This window comes from Streptococcus sp. SCPM-O-B-15294 (M123) (assembly GCF_058200455.1).
Map to the genome: position 1 here is coordinate 23,176 of NZ_JBYQGU010000007.1, position 20,735 is coordinate 43,910.

A 20,735-nucleotide genomic window follows, 5' to 3' on the forward strand; every position below is an offset into this window, starting at 1 on the left:
TTAGAATAAGATTAATATTTATATGGCACACCATTATGAAATGATGGGTGCCTCCACTTCAACAACATTTGCAACCTTTTGAGAAAAATCACTGCAATGTACATTCTCCAATACAATAAAAATCTAACAAGCGGATTAAGGAAAGAATCCACTTGATTTAATAAAGCAGTCATCTCTGAATTTTTGCACAATGTCTCAACATATCTCCGTTTCAAAAACAACGATATGTTTTGAATCGAAATATTCTGTATGTTACTCATCAAAATACGAGCTTTTATTTGATCAATAAATTGATCATTATGAATATTCCATCTCATCATCAGCTGATCAATTTTACCTAGTTCTTCCAATTGACAGCTCATTCGTTTGGGATTGTACTGTCCCATCGCAGAGCCTACTCTACCCGAGATATAAACATAATAACAAGTTTGTGAAAAGGAAATGCTATTAACACGCTCGTATACTTTTAAATTGAATCGAACATCTTCCCCTAATTCATACTGCTCAAACATTATTCGATGCTCTTCCAAGAACTCTCTACGATAAATTTTATTCCAAACAGTATACATCATGTCTGATAAAAATAATTCTGTAAAAAGAGCAATGAACTGATTCCTGTCTTTTTTTCCTTCAATAGGAAGAATTTTTGCTGATCTAGCTGTTTCAAAAAAATTCTTTTCAATAGAGTTATAGTAGCTAAATACCAACATATCCAATTCAGAATCCAGCTTATTTTCCATATCGGAAAATAGGTTTCCTACTAAATAATCATCTGCATCTACAAAACAAATAAATTCACCTTGAGCTTTTGCTAAACCAAAATTTCGAGCTGAACTGACACCGTGGTTTTCAATATGATAGACTGAGATATTCGAGTACTCACTAGCATAAGTATCGCAAATACTACCACTACTATCAGTAGATCCATTGTCAATCAATAAAATTTCTAAATCAGTATATTCTTGGACAAGTATACTATTGATGCAACGATGAAGATAGTTCTCTACATTGTACACCGGTATAATGACTGAGTACTTCAAAATAATCCCCTAAATCTCTTACTTCATTCCTTGTATAGTAAAAGCCATCTTCAACAAGTTCAAACGGTATAACAAATATTTCATCCTATTTGGCAGGTATTTTATTTCACTATACATTATTTTATTTTTTCTTAATTCCTGATTGACATCATTTCTTATTTCAGCATATTGACGATCTAATTTAGATTTATACAAACTAGCTAACAAATGAATCAATCCATTTACATAATAAAGTTGCGAGATATACAACTCTTCTCGATTTAAGTGCGAACGTACAAAATCTGAATAAAATATCTCTTTATAAAACCCAAACATATCTCGAAACTTTTTCTCAGTCCAAGACTGTGTAATAGAATCTGGGTTATCGATCAAGTAATGATAATACTTTTGGTTAGTTGCATAGACCTTCTTAGCTGAAAGAAACAGTTTGTAATTGGTTCCAAGATCCTCATAGTATTTACCAATTGGAAACTGGATGTTATGATCAGAGAATAAGGATTTCCGATAGAGTTTGTCGTTAGCGAAACCAGTAATATAACTATGATTCAGCATTTGCACAAAAGCATCTTTACCTTCAAACACTTGAGTCACTTCTGGTTCCGAAACTATAGCATCTTCTTCACTCTTTACAAACTCACGATTAAAAGAAATAATATCAAACTCTTGAGATTCTAACGCTTCTGCCAAGGCTATAAAGGTATCTGGTTCAAGCCAGTCATCAGAATCAGGAAAATAAACATATTCACCCTTAGCATGTAAAATACCAGTATTGCGAGCTTCAGAAAGCCCTCCATTTTCTTTATGAATCACTGAGATAAAGTCATAATCTTTAGCATATTCATCACAGATTTGAGGAGAATGATCAGTACTTCCGTCATCAACTAGTAGAATCTCATAGTCCTTCCATTCTTGGACAAGAATACTTTCAATGCAACGTTTTATATATCTTTCAACATTATATACTGGAATAACGACAGTTAATAGTGGCTTCATAGATTCTTTACCTAAATTTTATTCTACTCTAAATCTTCTCCTCTCTGATCTAACTGACTTACAACATTCAATAATATATGGTAAATCTTTAAATCAGCTCGGATATAATCCTTTTTTCAGCGAATTTGATTATTTAATATTTCTTATACAAGTCCGAAAAATTCCGAATATAACTTTGTAATGAGAAGAGTTCTTTTTGACGTTTGACAGACGCCTCACCAAATTGTTTTCTCTTCTCAGTATTGTCAACTAATTCTAGAATAGCTTTAGACAATTCTCCAGACTGATTCGGTGTAGCAAGAAGACCGTTTTCGCCTTCCTTGACCATCTCACAGACACCGCCATGACGGTAACCCACTACAGGTTTACCACAAGCCATGGCTTCTAGTACGACTGTTGGTAATGGATCTGGATTGGTACTTGGCAAGACAAAGATATCAAACATATTATAGAGCTCTGTCGTCTTGCTATAATAATCAATTCGCTTGATTTGTCCAGCTACAGGCGAGTCTGCAATGGCCTTTTCCAATTCATCTACGCGCCACTCTTCACCTTCAAATGCACTACCTGCAAGGAAAGCAACCGCCTTTGGATTGGCTTTTAAGATTGGCGTCACAGCTTCTAGGAAGTCGCCTTGCCCTTTCCAGGCATTCACACGACCAACCATACCAATCACCAAGGCATCCTGCGCAATTCCAAACTGGTCACGAACAGCGCTAGCATCCATCACCTGATAGACAGCATTGTCAACACCATTATAGATGACTTGAACCTGGTTATCTTTTACAAAACGAGACTGCTTGACATGATTGGCTACCGCATTTGAAACTGTCACAATCTTATCCGCATAGCGGCCCATTAAAAAGTTGATGAAATCAGAGATTGCTTTTGGTTTAACGATGATTTCATGCACATGCCAAATCAGAGGAAGTTTCAACTTCCGTTTGAGGTAAATTCCTTCAAGAACCGCTGTAGTGTTGTTGTGAATGAGAGTAATACCATTCTCCCTAGCATACTGAGCAATTTGTTTGGAGTAACGGTTATAGGAGCCAAAGTACTCAAGAATCCCTTTTGGATTAAAATATTTCCGGCGCAAAATTGGGTAATCAATAACTTTAACCTTTGCACCGACCTCTTCTAAAGCACCCACTAAGACACCGTCGTTGGGTAAAATAACGTGTGCTTCAAAGGCATCTTTATCCAAGCCTTTAATAAGCTCCAACAAAACCTTGTCAGCACCATACATTTCTGCACCAGCATGGAGATATAAAATTTTCTGCATTTCTATCCTTTAAATACTTTTTCGTAATCTGTAACAATTTTTTCCCAAGTAAAGGCTTCAGCAATCCGTTGACTTGATTTCTGATTGAGATCTTCGATTGCTTGAGCGTCTAATTGTTCAGCTTGATCAATGACACTTGCCAATTGATCTTTCTTCCAGTAAAGTGCCCCATCTTCACCAACTTCACGGTTAAAACCGACGTCCAACAAGAGATTGAGCTTAGTAGACTCTAGTGCCTCAAGAAGAGATGGATTGGTACCACCTACTTCATGACCATGGAAGTATGCAAAGGCATTCTCACGGATGTATTTGAGCAATTCTTGATCATAGACAGTTCCTACAAACTTCACTCGAGGATCTTGATCAAATCCAGTATCTTTACGCAACTGTTCATAGAACTTGTTTTGCTCTACGTTGGTAATCAGTACAAAATCTTTTTGTGAATTGGACTGCATAAAACCACGAATCATGGCCTCATAGTTGTTTTCAGGTACAAAACGTCCCACAACAAGGTAGTAATCCCCTTCAGTAACTTGCTTATCTGCAAACCAAGTCCGTACTTTCTCGTCTTCTTTACTCAGGATAGACTTACTTGTATCGGTTCCATAAGCAATATAGGTCGTCTGTGGCTGATACTTAGCATAATCCTTCTGAATATAGGCTTCGATATTCTTGCTGTCACAGATCAAAAGGTCGGCATGTTTGACCATGAGTTGTTCAGAAAATTTCCAGTATTTACGAACTGGAAGACTCCACTTGGCACGAAGCCACTCATGACCATCTGGGTTAACCATCAGAGTTCCTCCGATAGCCTTGATTTTCTTTTTGATCCCAGCAATGAAAGGGCCAATCCGACATGCCAATACATAGAAGATTGGTGCCTGGTCCTTGTTTTCCTTTGCGATCTCAATCGCCTTGTTAAGTGCTGCAATATCATAAGCAATGGCACGTGCAGGACCGATATTAGGGACATCAATGTTGTAACAGATTGCGCCGTTATGCTCGAAAGTATCTGCAGTAATTCCTGATTTTGCTGAATTCTCCCTCATACAAGCTACATAATACTGGATATCCTTGTCTTGTTGGAATTCGGTTAACTTCTCAACAAAGGTCTCAAAACCACCATATTTCGCTGGAATTCCCTTAGAACCCACGATATAAACTGACTGTTTCATTTTTCTCCTTACATGGAAAGGACGAAGCAGGAATTTCCTACTTCGCTCCATCTCGTTTAAATACAACTTTGATCGTTTTCAGCAAGATTTTAATATCTGACCAAATGGTCCAATCATCAATATAAGATACATCTAAGCGAACCACTTCATCAAAGTCTGTAATTTCGCTGCGTCCACTCACCTGCCAGAGTCCTGTAATACCAGGCTTAAAGCTCAAGCGGCGTTTTTGTTCTGGAGTGTACTTCTCATACTCATCCACTGTTGGCGGACGGGTCCCAACCAGACTCATGTCTCCTTTTAGGACATTAAAGAATTGGGGCAGCTCATCCAGACTGGTCTTGCGGATAAAGCGTCCAATCGGCGTAATCCGAGGGTCATTGTCCATTTTGAACATGCCACCGGTCATGGTGTTTTGATCCATCAATTCTTTTTTCCGTTCTTCTGCATCGACATACATAGAACGGAACTTATAAAACTTGAAATAGCGGCCATTTTTCCCGACCCGCTTCTGGGCGAAAATAGCTGGACCTCCATCCTTGCGAATCAAGGGCACCAACACGATACCCACCAAGCCACAGATAACCAAGCCCACCAAAGAGCCACAGATATCAATCACACGTTTTGCCGTCACGTGGCTAGGTTTGTAGAAGTTGGTCGAGAATGTGACGACATTGAGCCCAGCCACTTCTCGAATCCGTTTGTTGCCAGCAAAGTTCAAATCAAAAGCATTGAGGTTAACGGTAACATCGATCCCCATGGTCTCAAACTGTGAGACATACTCCCCAATATCATACTCTTCACTTGGAAGATTGAGAAAGACTTCATCTACCACTTCATAGGTCGCATAGTTCAGTAATTCTTCCTGGGGAACAACCCGAACAGAGGGGTGTTGAAAGTCTAGGCGGTCCAATACTGTCACCGCAACCACTTCCCCACCGCTATCGTTTGACGAAAGAAGTCGATCCAAGACTTTATCCAGGCGAGAATTCGCTGTAATCAAGAGAATCTTGTGACTTCCTTTGAGACCATAATAGAAGCGTCTCCAGTAGCGCTTGATGAGGTAGTTCATCAAGTAAAGAGCTAGAGTAAGAAGCACTAGAAAATAAATCATCCCACGACGGGAGAGGGAGAACTTCTCCTCCAAAAAGAAGCTCGAAAAACTAATGACAAGTGCGAAGCACAAGCTGTACTTCAAGGTTTGTAAGAAATCAACCAGGTGCCCCCGCTTGAAATAGTCTTGGTTGTAATCGCTGACGTAAAAGGCTACGTAATGCAACAAATACAGATAGAAAATTGTATTAGAGTGGATTTCTGTCTCTGTCACAAAACTAAACAAATAAGCCACAACTAAGACTGGTAAGCTTTGAACAAAGGCCAAAGCAAATTTGTGAAATCCCCTTCCTTCTGTCATAATATCCCTATCCTATTCCTTATCTTTTTTTCCCGTAATTGCCATAGTTCCCGTAATTACCGTAGGAACCATATTTTTCTAATTGAACATCAAATTTATTGAGGACGACTCCTAGGAATGGTGTTCCTGTCTGCTCTAGTTGCTCTTTGGCCTTCTGCACAGCCTTGCGACTCACAGCTCCTGCTGCCGTTACAACTAGGCTACCATCGCACCGTTGAGCGATAATCGCTGCGTCAATGACCATCCCAATCGGAGGGGTGTCGACGATGATGTAGTCGTAGTGATTGCGAAGCGCCTCAATGATGACTTCGAAGTTTTTACTTTGCAAGAGACCTGTCGGGTTTGGTGAAATCTGCCCTGACAAGAGAACATCCAGTTTTGGATAGTCTGTCGTCGCAATCGCTTGGGAGATCTCACTCTTACCAGAAAGCACTTCTGTCAATCCTGCGACACGACCTTGGCTCTTGAAGACACCTGTCATGACTGAGTTACGGATATCCGCGTCGATCAACAAAGTACGATAGCCCGCACGCGCAAAGGCTGTCGCCAAATTCGTAGAAATAGTTGATTTTCCTTCGTTTGGCTGCACAGATGAGATGGCAACGACCTTAATATTGGTCCCACTCAACTGAATATTGGTACTCAAGGCATTAAAATACTCTTCAGCCTGAGTCATCGCTGCTAATTTGCTTTTTACAATTTCTAAGGTTGCCATGAATTCTCCCTCTTACAGTTTCTTCACACTAGGGATCACACCTAATAGAGTGATGCCCATGACTTCTTCGATATCTTCTGGTTTCTTCACACGGTCATCCAATACCTCAGACAAAATCACCAGAACGGAAATCACGACGCCTCCAAGGACAAAACCAATGACAACATTTCGCTTGATGTTTGGTGAAGAAGGATTTTGCGGCACAACAGCCTCGTCCAAAGTTGTCACGTCAGATACCTTGGTTACAGCAATAATTTTTTCTGCCGCGACATCTTTCAAGCCATTCGCGATACGAGCTGCTTCTTGTGGGTCTGGGTCTGATGCTGTGATGGACAAAATCCGAGTATCCGCTGGTACTGCCACTGAGACTTTCTTAGCAAGCTCTGCTGGCGTCATTTCCAACTTCAACTCTTCGATGGCTTGGTTCAAGACATTTTGAGAAAGGATGATCTCGCGATAGTCTTTAACCAAGTAAGATCCCGCTTGAAGATCTTGGTTGGTCAAGGCATTGTTTTCTTGGTTCTGACGGCTGACTACGTAGATACGGCTGGTACTTTGGTAGATCTTTTTCGCAATAAAAGCGCTGTACCCTAAGGCTCCAATCGCAAACAACAAGGCCGTAATGATAATTGAGAATTTACGACGCCATAAGGTTTTAAAGAGGGAGACCACATCCAATTCGATCTCTTTGCTCTCTTGGTTTTTCATATTCACTTTCTCCTTTTCAATCCCCGTGATGGAACTTGATGATTAAAATAATTCGTCATCCAATAATGTTTGTTGATTTTCAACAAAGAGGGCACGCGCCCGGTCACTGCCGTAGCGTTTTTCAATCAACTGATAAGCCTGGTCCATGAATGGAGGGCGCTGATCGACATTGTGCATATCGCTGGCAACAAAATGGACCAAGTCCTTGTCCAAGAAATATTGGGCACGATGTTTCATGAACTTATAGCGATCACCAAATAGCTTGGGCTTGAGGACGCTCGAACTATTGATCTGGGTATAGCATCCCATTCGGATTAATTCCCGCACCCGTTTTTCATTCTTTTCCAAACAGTGATACCGTTCAATGTGGGCAACCACCGGAGTCACTCCCAAGCGCAAAACTGCACTTAAGGCCTGGTGAATCTCCTTATAGGGCGTCGCCATACTAAACTCGATCAAGGCAAAACTGGTCTCAGCAAGCGTTGGAATAGTTCCAGCTTCTAGCTTTTCTAGGATATCTCGCGTATAGTAGATTTCTGCTCCGAAATGCAGTTTCATTTCAGGCAGATAGGTCTCTACCATCTCTTTTACTGCCAAGTAATTTTGATAGATCTTTTCTTCTGGGGTTTCAAACATCCCTTTTCGACGATGAGACGTCGAAACAATGGTACGAACCCCTTGACGGTAGCTTTCCTCGATGAGGAGCTTGCTATCCTCAATCGTCTTTGGTCCATCATCCACATCAAAGACAATGTGTGAATGAATATCAATCATTGTTTTTTCCTTCCATGGTTTGGTTAATCTTTTCTTTGGCTTGTGCCACGCTATCAGCATTCAACTCCATCATGTAGAGAGCAGATCCTGGCATCGCATATGACGGCAAGTCATTTCGCCCTTGTCCAGTGACAGCTTGTGAAGTCACCTTGTAGCTTCCACCAGTCTCCAACTGTGTATTGACCAAATTCATGATCATTGGCAACGGCATATTGGTTTGCAAGGAATCTTGTAAACCAGAAACGATTTCGTTGTAATTGCTCAATGCTTTGGTCGATGTTAATTTATGGATAATGGCTGCGATGACTTTTTCTTGGTTCTTCCCACGATCGTTGTCTCCACCTTCGAGAGAGTAGCGTTCACGGACAAAGCCAAGGGCCTGTTCCGAATTCAAGTGGACTTTCCCTACAGGGAAATGGTAGTTCCCGTGTAGACTTGTAAATTCTTGATCATTTTCTACATCAATCCCTCCGACGAGGTCGACAAGCTTCAAGAAAGAAGTGAAATTCAAGCGGACATAGTAGTCAATCTTGATGCTGTACAGATTTTCCAAGGTATGAATAGACGCATCTACTCCATAAATCCCAGCGTGGGTCAATTTATCCCCTTGGTTGTTCCCACCATCTGCGATTGGAACATAGGCGTCACGCGGAGTCGTCGTTAGCAAGACTTGTTTGGTCTTTCGATTGACCGTCATGATAATATTGACATCAGACCGAGAAACCGAAGTGACTGGACCGTAAGTATCAATCCCGCTGACATAGATGTTAAAGGTATCCGCATTGGCATCCGCCTTTGCCTTGGCTTCCACTTGGCGACGGATCTTGTAAGAGTAGATTTTCTTTAATTTCTTAGCGTAGTCAGCATCCACACTTGCTACAGTATCTTCAAAGGTACTGTTCAAGGCAATGGCTTGTGTCTTGTCTTCTTGTAGGGCTTGATAGGCTGCCGCATAAGATTCCACATCTTCGATGGTCAAGTCATGCTGGCGCGTTTTCTTCACTTCTTCTACTAGGGCCATCAGATCATCTGCATTATTATTCCCCGTAGGCGCTGCCACACTGCTGATTTCTTTGATATCTTGGATCGGGCTATCAGCTTTGACATAGACAGCCATTTCAAACTCCGTATAATTGGCATTGCGGTTCACATTTCCAGCGACATCGACCAATTGCTGGGTAACATAGGTCCCCACGGAAGTTCCTAGCAAGCCTAGGACCAATAAAAATAGCGTCGTCTTTTTAGCCTTGCCTGCAAGGATCAAACCCAAGGTTAAAAAAAGTCCGCCAACTAGCAAGGCCGTCACAAGGATATTCAAATAACGGAAGGCTAGGATATTGTAGCTAAAGACATTATAAAGAAAGAGCCCAGCCACAAGTAGCGTTAAGATCCAGAGACCGCTATTGACAATCCGTAGCTGATCCCAACTGCTAGTTCTGGTTGAACGTTTGTTTTTTCTGCTTTGATTCATTTTATCCCCCATACTATTTTCTTAAATATTATAACATAAAATCATCCTAAAAATCGGAATCTATGCCCAATTCTCCACTATTAATTTTATACTATTCTGTGCTCTCTGTACAGCAATATGGGAAAAAGAAATGAGCAAATAAAAAAGGTGAGAAAACTCACCTTTTGTATAGATTTATACTTTATCTTTTGAGGTTGAACTTGTATCTGAATCCTTGCTAGTTGAAGAATCACTCTGTGAAGAATTGCTTCCTTTACGAGTTTCAGCTCCATCAGCAGAATATTCGTTTACAAAGATTTCCTTACGCAATTCAAGGAAGCTTTCATCGCTAAGGATGTAACGTCCTTCTTTGGTTTTAGTCAATTCCAAAGTGTATTCGCGTGGCTCAATGTAACCGAAGTCTTCGTTCAAACGATCAAAGGCATAGTAGAACAAGAAGTTGTTCAATAGAGACAAGCGTTTTTCTAGGTCTGGATCTGTGTTGTCTTCTAATTTTTTAACATCTTCAATTCCGTTTTCAAACAGACTAGATTTTGCACGGTTGATCAAGTTAGCCAAGTCACGTGTTGCAATCGCACGAGATTTGAAGGTAACTGTAGCAGTATCTCCTTCGTCTTCAACTTTAGTGATTTCATAGTCATCACCAATTGTTGCTAACACTTTGAAACGAGCTTGGTCAAACAATTCCAAGATTTTTTCTGGAGTGAATGTTTCAGTTGTCAATTCAAGTGTGAAGTTTTCTGCAGGTAGATATTTTGATGCATTTTCATCAACAAATTTTTCAGTAATTTGTTTTTTCCACTTGTCAACTGATGTTCCCATCAAAGTTGTGAAACCAGAAGAATGGTCAGTGAAGATGGCACGAAGAATGATGTCTCCATCTTTCTCAATTTGTTTTTTTGTTTTTTCTTCTTTTGATTCGCTAGATTGTTCTACCTTGTCCTCTTTGGCTGCTTTTTTCTCAGTAGCTGGTTTTGACGAACAAGCGGCCAACAACAACAAGCAGGCTGGTAAGACACCATATTTTACGAGCTTTTTCATAAGTTCTCCTTATTTTTTATAGATTATGTTCATTATACCAAAAATAGCCCCCTTGAACATTCTTAGACAAGCGTATGTAAAGAAATTGTAATATTTTGTCTCTACTTCGTAATAAAAAGACCCCTTCTCTCGAGGAGGGATCTAATCGCCTATAGCATGGGCGCAAATAACTGCATAATCTCTTTGATCAAATGCTGGTACCAGGTAATCCGGAAAGTGTCCAACTTGATCTGCTGGGACACGGAAAAGATCTCTTCAAAATCAGCTCGGATCTTGGTCAATTCTGGGCTTCGATACATCCAGACAGCATTCTCATAGTGATGGACTAGGCTCCGATAGTCAAAGTTGATGGTCCCGACTACTGCGACTTCATCGTCGGCCAATACTTGCTTGCTATGGATAAAGCCTGGGGTGTATTCATAGATTTTCACCCCTGCTTCCATCAGGTCTGGATAAGCCCCTCGTGTAACAATTTGGATCAATTTTTTATCCGGAATGAAAGGGGTCACGATGCGTACATCCACACCACGGAGAGCCGCATTTCGAATATCTTCGGTCAAATCATAATCAATGATTAAATAAGGGGTCGTAATATAGACATAGTCCGTCGCCTGATTGATGATATTCTGATACACAGCCTTCCCCACCTGGGACTTATAGATGGGTTTCGGTCCACTACCAAAGGGAATATAGAAGCCTTCGCCATCTACCGCTTGGTTTTCCATATGGTATTTATCGAAATCTTCAATTTCTCCCTGGTTGATGTACCAGTTCATGAGAAAGAGTCGCGTCAAGGCCTTGACGGCTCGACCGTCTAAGCGCACTGCACTATCCTTCCAATGACCGAAGCGTTCTCTCTGGTTGATATACTCATCCGCTAGGTTGACCCCCCCTGTATAGCCAATCTGGCCATCAATGACCAAGATTTTGCGGTGGTCTCGATTGTTATAAGCCACCGTCAATCGTGGGACCACCTTGTTAAACTTGTGGGCATCAATGCCTAACTTGCGCAAGCGTCTGGTATAGTTCCCCTTCAGGGTCGCCATACAGCCAATATCATCGTAGAGCAGCTTCACTTCGACCCCTTCTTTGACTTTCTCAAGTAGGATATCTAGGATGCTGTTCCACATGAGACCTTCCTCAATGATATAGAATTCGAGAAAGATAAATTTCTTGGCTGAGCGCAAATCCTCCAACAATTGGGGAAACATCTGATCCCCTAGTGGGAAAAAGGTCGAAGCTGTTCCGTTGTAGAGGTCTGCAGTATGGTCCATGGATAGAATAGACTTGACCATCCCATAGACGGTCTTGCTCTCTTCCTTTAACTGGAGGCGAAGCTCACGGCTGTTGTCCTCACGGAAATTCATGGACTCCATATTTTCCAACTGGACCATTTCTTTCTTGGACAGACGACGCTCCCCAAACATGAGGTATAGAAGGAAACCAAAGACGGGGATGACGGCGATTAAGAGCCAGGTCACCTTGCTCTCTGGAGGCATATTTCGGTTGACGATCGCCAAAATGGTCGAGATATACAAGAGGACCATGATGGTGACAGACATCCAGTTGGGGAACCATTCATTTAACCAAAAGAAGGCCGCAAAGGACAGCCAGAGTTCAAACCCCATAAAGAGGATACTGAACCCATATTTGGACATTAACAATCGAATCTTTCGAAAACTCACCCTCATTCTCCTTCTTTTATAATCCCTACTAGTATACCAGTTCTACGAAGTGAGCGCAAACCCGATAAAATGAAAAAGAGAGTGGGACAAAAGTCCTAGCCTCTCAATTGTCTTTGGATTATCGAGCAAGACGCAGTGGTTGAGTGGGCTCTACTACGCTGATTTCATCAGCTTTTACAGCCCTACTCAACTGTGCGGAGGTGGGATGACGAAATCGAATTCTAACGAATTACCGATTTCTGTCCCACTCTCACTTCTGCTAATTTATTGCTTGGTCAGAACGATCGTATCCTGATCATTCAAGTCTTGATCCGCTTCTTTCAGGGTCAGTTGTTGCCCCTCCAGTTGATAGCGGTAGCCATCATCTCCGATAAAGAGGATCTGGTTGGCAGCATCTAGCTTGACTTGTTTCAGCTCTTGCTCTCCATCTGCCTCTACAGCCGTCCAAGTACCTGAATCACCAGCGATGACGAGCGTCACTTGATCGCTTTCATCCATTCCCATATAGGTTCCGTCAAGACCTGCTTGGTTTACCTGCGGACTAGTCGTTGTCTGTTGAGAAGAAGTTGCCGTTGTGGTCGTCGCACTTGATGACGTGTTCGGTTGCGATGGTGTTTGCTGGTTTGAACACGCTCCAAGTAGGAGGACTGTAGCTGTTGCTAATAAAGCAGTCATTTTCTTTGTCATGGATGGTCTCCTTTCGCGCCAACTTTTCAACGGACTTCCCCGTTCATTTGTGGCTCACCTTTAGTATACGATAGAGCCTGTTTTCGGTCAATTTTTATGACTGGCCGATGAACACCGTTGCCTATGAAGGATTCTTTCCCTGCTCCAATAGATATGCGCGAACTTCTGAAATAAAGTAGAGAGAACCAGTGACAAAGAGCACCTCTTGACCATCTTGTCGGCTATAAAAATCTTGCAAATAATCTCTGAAATCTGCTACATAAGGATAGCCTAAGCCATCCGCCTCTTGGACCACTTCCCCATAAGCAAAGGTCGTGACCGTCAAGTCCGCCTCCGGCAAGTCGCTTGCAAAAATCTCCAACATCCCCTGGTAGTCCTTGCGCTTTAAGGCACCAAAGAGGATCTTCACGCGCTTATCTGAAAAGGTACGGGCATATTCGACCAAGCGATGGATGGCATGGGGGTTATGAGCGCCATCCAGATAGACGCCTTGGTCAAAGTTTTCCAGACGACCCGGCCAGCTAGTCGCTTGCAAAGCCTCCCGAACACCGTTTTCATCGACCGCCAGACCTCTCTGCTCCATGAAGAGGAGAAAGGCTTCAAGAGCCACCGCAGCATTCTCTTCTTGATAAGCTCCATTGAGCCCAATTTTTAGTGAATCAAACCGATGGTACGCATCTTGGAAGACGCCCTTCACCAGTTGGAAATCTTCTCCATAGCGAGCCAGCGGACAGCCTGTTTCCTGGGCCTTTTCTAGGCAGACACGCTCAGCCTCTTCAGCCAGTGGACCGATAACAGCCGGCTTCCCGGCTTTAAAGATCCCAGCTTTTTGCCTAGCAATGGCCTCTAGGCTTCCTCCCAAGGTCTCCTGGTGATCCAGCCCTACTGAGGTGATCACTGCTACCTCTCCTGTGATGACATTGGTCGTATCAAGGAGGCCTCCAATCCCAACCTCGATCAAGGCCAAGTCGACTTCTTGCTCATAGAAATACAAAAAGGCCAAGAGGGTGATAATCTCAAAGTAAGACAGTTGGTCGTGGGTCTCGAGAAGTTGAGACTCCATCGTTTGGATGCTCTGACCCAAGCGAATCAGGTCCTGATCCGAAATTGGTTGCCCATTGATACAAATCCGATCATGCATACTAACGATATGCGGAGAAGTAAAGGTCCCGACTTTTAGGCCATGTTGTTGGAATAGTTGGCGCATAAACGCAATGGTTGATCCCTTCCCGTTAGTCCCCGTCACATGGATCATCGGAACAGCTTCATGAGGGTCCCCTAAGAGCTTGACAGCCTGTTTCATCCGCCCCAAGCCTGAACGAAAATTAAGTCCAATTCGACTATTCATCCATTCTTCAATTTGATTCATATCTTTCTCCTAAAAGAAAAGAGCGATCAAGCCTTGTTGCCGGCTCACGCTCTGCTATTTCTTTGGTTTCTTATTTCACTTCCAGTATTTTTAGAAGCAGGGCTAAAAACGTCCCCCGGACTTACCAACTCTTTCCAATTTCTTGGAGTTGGGCTAAAAACATCCACTGGACTTACTTGCGGTCCTTGGTTCTAGCGCAAGGGTAAAAATGTTCACTGAACATTTTTACTCCTCCATAAAGCTGTTGAAGACTTCTTCAATCATGTTCCATTCATCATCTGAATCTTCTGGGATTGGTTGAAGGTCGCCTTCTGTTCCGTCTTCGTTTTCTGTAAATGAGTAAGCTTGGATTTCTACTTCACCGTTTTCATCTTCTTCTGCATTTGCAGGAATCAAAAGAACATAGTTTTTACCAAATTCTTCTTTTCCATCAATGGTCAAAAGGATTTCAAACAAAGTTTCGTTCCCTTGCTCATCTACCAATGTAATCAATTCGCGTTCGTCATGGTTGTGGTCATGATTGTGTGCCATCTTATTTCCTCTTTTTCTAAAATTTTCGATCTAAATAATTTTGCAAAATCAACTGGGCAGCCAATTTATCAATTACTTTTTTTCGCTTATTTCGGCTGATATCTGCTTGTTCAATCAGCATTCGCTCTGCGGCAACGGTCGTCAAACGCTCGTCCTGATACTCAACCGGCAAGTTGAATAACTCTTCAAGGCACTTTCCATAAGCTTGACTCGCTTCCACTCGAGGACCGCTTGTGTTGTTCATATTTTTCGGTAAACCAACAACAAAGCGATCAACCCGGTACTCCTTCACCAGTTCAGAGAGACGGTCAAAACCAAACTCTCCTTTCTCCTCATCAATCTGAATAATTTCTAGACCTTGAGCGGTAAAACCTAATGGATCACTGATGGCTACTCCGACTGTCTTCGAGCCAACGTCTAGTCCCATAATTCTCATTAGAGATCGATCCCTTGCCCTTTCAAGTAGTAACGAACCAATTCTTCAACAATTTCATCTCGTTCGTACTTACGAATTTGGTTGCGAGCGTTGTTATAACGAGGTACATAAGCAGGATCACCACTGAGTACATAACCAACGATTTGATTGATTGGATTGTAGCCCTTCTCATCCAAAGATAAGTAGACATCCTTTAATGTATCACTAATTTCTTTACGGTTTGAATCGTCAAGATTAAAACGTACTGTTTCGTCTGTAAATCCCACAATACCACCCTCTTTCTTTATATTCATACTATTATATCATAATTTCCGTACTTTCTCAAACGAAAATTATTGATTTTACGGGCTTTCTTGGACTTTTCATCACTTATTTTCGAAAGCAATCTGCTACATTTTTTCAATGACTTTATTTGACTTCTTTAAAGCCATTCTTTTCCAAGTTTTTGATGAAGAGCGTTGGAGAGTAGGTCTTGATCATCTTGCAAATTTCTCCCAAGTCTTCGCTGTTTTTAATGTCATCGAAGTCTACTTTATCAGGATCAATCTCAATCTCAGAGATCATTGCTTCACCTGTCCAATCTGATGTCACGGTGATTCCATCGTAGTCTCTCAATTCATCAATGCCACCTTCACCTTCGTAACCTTCGATCAAGGCTTGTTTGGCACCTTCTTTATCATCCTCAGCATCGATCAATTTCTTGACTTCATCTTTGAATTCGTCCGACACATGAGTCGCTAGTTTGATGGAAACTTTTTTGTATTTCTTACCTTGGTAGGATACGGTTACTGTAATTTCCTGTTTGGCTACCTCGTCAGCCTCATTGACATCTCTGTTAATCTTAAAGGTCCGAGTAACGACGCTATCTTTCGATAAGGACTTGCCCCCTTTTGATTGAGAGTTCCCACAACCTGCCAAGAAAAGCAATCCAGAAACGACTAGTAATAGAAATTTTTTCATGTTTTTTTCTCCTTATTCTTCTTTTGCTCCATTACGGAGTAGATTATTCATATATTCTGTTGGTGTCAACTTCAACAAATCTGCAATATTGGCTGATTTGAAGTACTCTAACTCAACCGCTTTTTTAGTATCCAACTGGGTGAAATCATAGGTGATGACCGTTTTGTATTCATTTTCATTTGGGACGGTCAGTTCAATGGTAAAGCCTGGAAGAGTCCGTGCTTGTTGGAGTTGTTCGTCCTTGTCCATCGACTCCACCATCAATCGTTGGGCTTCTTCGAGGCCAACTTCTTGAATGGCATTTTTCAATTCATCACTGGCAGGAGTGGTATTGGTCATGACCAATTTTTGTAATTGTTCCCCTTGATAGGTGATGGTCTGCTCTTGGCGAATACCTTTCTCATCTGTTGGAAGGACAAAGTGTTTGGTAAAGACTTGCTGCTCTTCTGCCTTGTCTAACAGATTTCGATTTTCTTTATTGAACGATTCTATTTTAGCACTGTTGGATTTTTGAACACTGGAAGAATCGGTTTTCCCATGTTTCTTCTGTCCACAAGCTGTCAGCGTCAGGAGCAAGACTCCTAGACAAATAAGCTTCTTTTTCATGTTTTCTCCTTTGATAAGCTTCTATAAAGGGATTTCCCCCACAGAAGTATTGTACCATAGAATCCCCCGCAAAAACATTCTTACAACCATTTTTTCGTGGATTCTTTGGCCAGATACAAAAGAAAAAGTCGAGATCCTGACATCTCGACTCTTCTCAGTAGCTCAATGTTTGGCTACTTGTTCTTATAGGGCTGCTCTTAAGCGAGCCTCCGCATTTTCAACATTTCGTACAGAACGTGGTAAAAAGGCGCGAATATCATCTTCCTTATAACCAACTTGAAGCCGCTTGTTATCCACTAGGATAGGACTTTTCAAGATTCGTGGTGTTTCTAAGATGATATCGATGACTTCATTCATACTGAGGTCTTCAATATCGACACCTAGATTCTTAGCGTATCGGTTTTTTGAAGAAACGATACTTGCAATCCCATTTTCTGTTTTTGTCAAAATATCGAGTAATTCTTCTTTTGTAATTCCTTCTTTACCAAGGTTTTGTTCTTTATAGATCAACTGATGAGCATTTAGCCAAGTTTTGGCTTTTTTACAACTCGTGCAACTTGAAACTGTGTAAATTTTAATCATGCATGCACTCCTTTCGCCACACGATAATAACATTGTAGTATATTATACCATAAAAAGCATCAGTCTTTCGACCTATTTTGAAAAAAATTACTCTTCAATCTCAATGGCATCATCAAGATCTAGTGTTACTTCTTCAACAAGTGGGCTTTCAGCTACTTCATCTTGTGCAACTACAGCAGTGTCATCATCGATCAAGCCAAAACGCACGCGCACTTGGTGATCAATCTCATCAAAAATTTCTGGATGGTCTGCCAAGTACTTCTTAGCATTTTCAGAACCTTGACCAATTTTCTCACCATTATAAGAATACCAAGCGCCAGCTTTCTGAATCAAATCAAGATCTGTCGCGATTTTTAGCAATTCGCCTGTACGTGAAATTCCTTCTCCGTACATGATTTCGACCATGGCTTCTTTGAACGGTGGAGCTACCTTGTTCTTCACAACCTTGATCTTGGTTTCCTTACCAACGTTGGTATCTTTTTGGTCCCCAGTACCCTTGATTTGAGTGTTTCCACGAACATCTAGACGAACAGAAGCGTAGAATTTCAGGGCACGACCACCAGGTGTGGTTTCAGGGTTCCCAAACATGACACCAACTTTTTCACGCAATTGGTTGATAAAGATGGCAATGGTCTTGGTCTTGTTGATAGAAGCTCCAAGCTTACGCATAGCCTGACTCATCATCCGCGCTTGCAAACCAACGTGGCTGTCGCCGATATCTCCATCGATTTCTGCGCGTGGGACCAAGGCCGCAACAGAGTCGATAACAACCAAGTCAACGGCACCAGAGTCAATCAATTTACCAGCAATTTCAAGTCCTTGTTCCCCTGAGTCTGGTTGAGACAAGAGGAGTTCATCAATGTTAACACCAAGAGCTGCAGCATAGGATGGGTCCAAGGCATGCTCGGCATCGATAAAGGCGGCAATGCCTCCTTCTTTCTGTGCTTGCGCTACTGCATGGAGGGCAACGGTTGTTTTACCTGATGATTCTGGACCATAGATTTCGATGATCCGACCTTTTGGATAGCCACCAGCACCCAAGGCAATATCAAGCGCCAAGGAACCAGAGCTCATGACTTGAACTTTTTGCTCTGCGCGTTCGCCCAGACGCATGATCGATCCTTTACCAAAGTCTTTTTCGATCAACTTTAGGGCATCATTAAGCGCTTTTTCACGCTCATCTCCAAATTTCTTAGAGATATCATCTAATTTTTTCTGTTTTTTCGCCATTCTTTTCTCCTATGTTTTTGCTATACAGGAAATGCATGCAACTCACAAACGGTTTCCACCATTTGAAAGGCATATTTCCTATCCATTTTTAGAATTATTCTTCATTTGGCACAAATTTCATTATACCAAATTTTCACCATTTAATACAGCCAGGCGCACCAAATTAAAGGCATGAAGGACTGCAACTTTCCGAACATCCATACGACTCCGGCCAGCGATATTGACCTTGATCGATTGGACTCCTTTAGGACCTGCAATTCCAATAAAAACGGTCCCTGCTGGGTGGCCTTCTAGACTGTCTGGACCTGCAACACCTGTCAGACTGACTCCATAGTCAGCCCCTGTTAAGAGACGGGCTTGCGCTGCCATCCGCTCAGCTGTATGGGCAGAGACCACTCCATGTTCTTGCAACTCAGCTAGGGGGATTTGGAGCATTTTGCTCTTTTCCTCTATGCTGTAGGTGACGAAACCTCCCGGTAAGACCGCTGAGGCTCCTGAGAAATTAGCCAGAGTCGATTGGAACATCCCGGCTGTCAAGCTCTCTGCTGCGGTCAGAGTCAAGCCTCTCTCTCGCAAGAGTTCAAAAGCAACCTTAGCTAGGGAATTGTCATCTCCATAGCCATAGAAGAGCTGGCTCAAGGCTTGACCATCTAAAGTCTCATGACGAAGGATTACTTGCTCCAACTGATCCAATTTCTGATCAGCCTGCTCTTGTGACGCAGCCTTGGTCGACAAGCGCAAGGTCACTTCTCCGGTCTTGGCATAAGGAGCCACCGTCGGGTCAGTCTGGCCATCAATCACATCGGCTAGAACGGTTACCAACTGGCTTTCCCCGATCCCAAAGAAGCGCAAGACACGTGAGTAGAGCTTCTCGCCTGTGGCTAGCAAGGGCACTAACTCATCATTAACCATGGGTTTCAATTCACTAGGGGGACCAGGCAAGACCACATAGCTAACGCCCTCTACTTCAATCAGCCCTCCCACTGCCAAACCGGTCAGGTTTTGGAGCGTTTTTGAACCTGCCACTATTTGAGCTTGTCTCAGATTGTTGGGAGTTCGGACATGGTCTGGTCGACTGGCAAAGAAGCGATCCAACTTGGCCATTGCTTCTGGATCAAAGGTCAGGTCTTTACCTAAAAACTGGGCTAGAGTCTGCTTGGTCAGGTCGTCTTCGGTCGGTCCGAGGCCTCCCGTAAGGATGACGAGATCACTTCGATCACGCGCAATCGCAAGAACAGACAAGAGACGATCGGCATTATCTCCAACTGCAGTTTGGAAATAAACGTCGATTCCTAGACCGGCCAACTTTTCTGATAAGAATTGCGCATTAGTATTGACAATCTGTCCTGTGAGAATTTCAGTTCCCACTGCAATGATCTCTGCTTTCATAACGCCTCCACTTATACTATTCGTAATTTTTCTTCATTGTAACACAAAAATAGAAAAATCGTAGAAAAATTTTCTACGATGGGTTAGCTATTCGGATTTTTCCATTCACAATCATTCTCATGGTCATTGACCAGGCCTGCAGCCTGTAGAAAAGATAAAACTGCGACTGGTCCTGTGAATTTAAAACCACGTTTTTTGAGGTCCTTAGATAATATCTCAGATAAAGTCGTCTTAGCTGGTGCTTGACTGTAATCTGAAACATCATTGACGATGGTTTTCCCATCGACAAAAGACCAGAGATAGGCATCAAAGGTGCCAAACTCTGCCTGGACTTGTAAAAAGGCTTGAGCATTAGCTCGTGTCGCAAAGATCTTGGCTCGATTGCGGATAATTGCTGGATTATTCATCAAAGCTTCCAGCTCTTCATCCGTCATCTCCGCGACACTTTGAAGGTGATAGCCATGAAAAGACTCTCGGAAAGCCTGCCGTTTATTGAGTACCGTTTCCCAAGATAGTCCAGCCTGATAGGTCTCCATACAGAGCAACTCAAAAAGCGCCTGGTCATCGTGGAGGGGCTGTCCCCACTCCTCATCATGATAGGCCACATATAACGGATTGGTCATTTTGACCCAGCCACAGCGTTTTGGCAT

22 protein-coding genes are annotated in these 20,735 nt (G+C 42.4%); all 22 read right to left on the reverse strand.

Annotated elements, in window-relative coordinates; all coding sequences use genetic code 11:
* Positions 1 to 11: 11 nt before the first annotated feature.
* Positions 12 to 1,040, reverse strand: a complete 1,029-nt coding sequence (locus AC3E8G_RS05925; RefSeq protein WP_490677241.1) for a glycosyltransferase family 2 protein — start codon at positions 1,038 to 1,040, stop codon at positions 12 to 14.
* Positions 1,041 to 1,058: 18 nt separating this feature from the next.
* Positions 1,059 to 2,033 (reverse strand): glycosyltransferase, encoded by a 975-nt coding sequence (locus AC3E8G_RS05930; RefSeq protein ID WP_154857070.1) that lies wholly within the window; start codon positions 2,031 to 2,033, stop codon positions 1,059 to 1,061.
* Positions 2,034 to 2,166: 133 nt separating this feature from the next.
* The gene (locus AC3E8G_RS05935; protein ID WP_154857068.1) at positions 2,167 to 3,315 is read right to left on the reverse strand and encodes a glycosyltransferase family 4 protein; all 1,149 of its coding nucleotides are present in this window, start codon (positions 3,313 to 3,315) and stop codon (positions 2,167 to 2,169) included.
* A gap of 2 nt (positions 3,316 to 3,317) precedes the next feature.
* The gene (gene cps2T / locus AC3E8G_RS05940; RefSeq protein ID WP_154857066.1) at positions 3,318 to 4,490 is read right to left on the reverse strand and encodes a beta 1-4 rhamnosyltransferase Cps2T; all 1,173 of its coding nucleotides are present in this window, start codon (positions 4,488 to 4,490) and stop codon (positions 3,318 to 3,320) included.
* 37 nt (positions 4,491 to 4,527) lie between these two features.
* Positions 4,528 to 5,901, reverse strand: coding sequence for a sugar transferase (locus tag AC3E8G_RS05945; protein ID WP_490677242.1), 1,374 nt, complete (start codon positions 5,899 to 5,901; stop codon positions 4,528 to 4,530).
* A 19-nt stretch (positions 5,902 to 5,920) separates the two neighbouring features.
* A complete protein-coding gene (locus AC3E8G_RS05950) occupies positions 5,921 to 6,616 on the reverse strand; it encodes a tyrosine-protein kinase (RefSeq protein WP_490677243.1) in 696 nt (231 codons plus the stop codon).
* A 12-nt stretch (positions 6,617 to 6,628) separates the two neighbouring features.
* Positions 6,629 to 7,324, reverse strand: a complete 696-nt coding sequence (locus tag AC3E8G_RS05955) for a Wzz/FepE/Etk N-terminal domain-containing protein (RefSeq protein ID WP_490677244.1) — start codon at positions 7,322 to 7,324, stop codon at positions 6,629 to 6,631.
* A 42-nt stretch (positions 7,325 to 7,366) separates the two neighbouring features.
* The gene (cps4B, locus tag AC3E8G_RS05960) at positions 7,367 to 8,098 is read right to left on the reverse strand and encodes a capsular polysaccharide biosynthesis protein Cps4B (protein WP_490677245.1); all 732 of its coding nucleotides are present in this window, start codon (positions 8,096 to 8,098) and stop codon (positions 7,367 to 7,369) included.
* Positions 8,091 to 9,569, reverse strand: a complete 1,479-nt coding sequence (gene cpsA / locus AC3E8G_RS05965) for an LCP family glycopolymer transferase CpsA (RefSeq protein ID WP_490677246.1) — start codon at positions 9,567 to 9,569, stop codon at positions 8,091 to 8,093. The genes cps4B and cpsA overlap by 8 nt, the downstream gene beginning before the upstream one ends.
* A 174-nt stretch (positions 9,570 to 9,743) precedes the next feature.
* A complete protein-coding gene (locus AC3E8G_RS05970; RefSeq protein WP_485772041.1) occupies positions 9,744 to 10,610 on the reverse strand; it encodes a hypothetical protein in 867 nt (288 codons plus the stop codon).
* A 149-nt stretch (positions 10,611 to 10,759) separates the two neighbouring features.
* Complete coding sequence (gene cls / locus AC3E8G_RS05975; RefSeq protein WP_490677247.1) at positions 10,760 to 12,295, reverse strand: cardiolipin synthase; 1,536 nt, start codon at positions 12,293 to 12,295, stop codon at positions 10,760 to 10,762.
* A 264-nt stretch (positions 12,296 to 12,559) separates the two neighbouring features.
* Positions 12,560 to 12,982, reverse strand: coding sequence for an SP_0198 family lipoprotein (locus AC3E8G_RS05980; protein WP_490677248.1), 423 nt, complete (start codon positions 12,980 to 12,982; stop codon positions 12,560 to 12,562).
* Between the two features lie 121 nt (positions 12,983 to 13,103).
* Complete coding sequence (locus tag AC3E8G_RS05985; RefSeq protein ID WP_490677249.1) at positions 13,104 to 14,351, reverse strand: bifunctional folylpolyglutamate synthase/dihydrofolate synthase; 1,248 nt, start codon at positions 14,349 to 14,351, stop codon at positions 13,104 to 13,106.
* A 225-nt stretch (positions 14,352 to 14,576) separates the two neighbouring features.
* Entirely contained in the window at positions 14,577 to 14,882 is a 306-nt protein-coding gene (locus AC3E8G_RS05990) for a DUF1292 domain-containing protein (protein ID WP_233331823.1), read from the reverse strand.
* A gap of 16 nt (positions 14,883 to 14,898) precedes the next feature.
* Complete coding sequence (ruvX, locus tag AC3E8G_RS05995) at positions 14,899 to 15,318, reverse strand: Holliday junction resolvase RuvX (RefSeq protein ID WP_490677250.1); 420 nt, start codon at positions 15,316 to 15,318, stop codon at positions 14,899 to 14,901.
* Positions 15,318 to 15,584 carry an IreB family regulatory phosphoprotein gene (locus AC3E8G_RS06000; RefSeq protein ID WP_006597020.1) on the reverse strand — a complete coding sequence of 89 codons (267 nt, stop codon included), beginning with the start codon at positions 15,582 to 15,584 and terminating at the stop codon, positions 15,318 to 15,320. The genes ruvX and AC3E8G_RS06000 overlap by 1 nt, the downstream gene beginning before the upstream one ends.
* 142 nt (positions 15,585 to 15,726) lie before the next feature.
* Entirely contained in the window at positions 15,727 to 16,278 is a 552-nt protein-coding gene (locus tag AC3E8G_RS06005; protein ID WP_154857052.1) for a hypothetical protein, read from the reverse strand.
* 12 nt (positions 16,279 to 16,290) lie between these two features.
* Complete coding sequence (locus AC3E8G_RS06010) at positions 16,291 to 16,884, reverse strand: SP0191 family lipoprotein (protein WP_154857050.1); 594 nt, start codon at positions 16,882 to 16,884, stop codon at positions 16,291 to 16,293.
* Between the two features lie 183 nt (positions 16,885 to 17,067).
* Entirely contained in the window at positions 17,068 to 17,466 is a 399-nt protein-coding gene (spx, locus tag AC3E8G_RS06015; RefSeq protein ID WP_006595399.1) for a transcriptional regulator Spx, read from the reverse strand.
* 87 nt (positions 17,467 to 17,553) lie between these two features.
* The gene (gene recA, locus AC3E8G_RS06020; protein ID WP_006595398.1) at positions 17,554 to 18,696 is read right to left on the reverse strand and encodes a recombinase RecA; all 1,143 of its coding nucleotides are present in this window, start codon (positions 18,694 to 18,696) and stop codon (positions 17,554 to 17,556) included.
* A 120-nt stretch (positions 18,697 to 18,816) separates the two neighbouring features.
* Positions 18,817 to 20,085 (reverse strand): competence/damage-inducible protein A, encoded by a 1,269-nt coding sequence (locus AC3E8G_RS06025; RefSeq protein ID WP_154857048.1) that lies wholly within the window; start codon positions 20,083 to 20,085, stop codon positions 18,817 to 18,819.
* A gap of 83 nt (positions 20,086 to 20,168) precedes the next feature.
* Complete coding sequence (locus AC3E8G_RS06030) at positions 20,169 to 20,735, reverse strand: DNA-3-methyladenine glycosylase I (RefSeq protein WP_490677251.1); 567 nt, start codon at positions 20,733 to 20,735, stop codon at positions 20,169 to 20,171.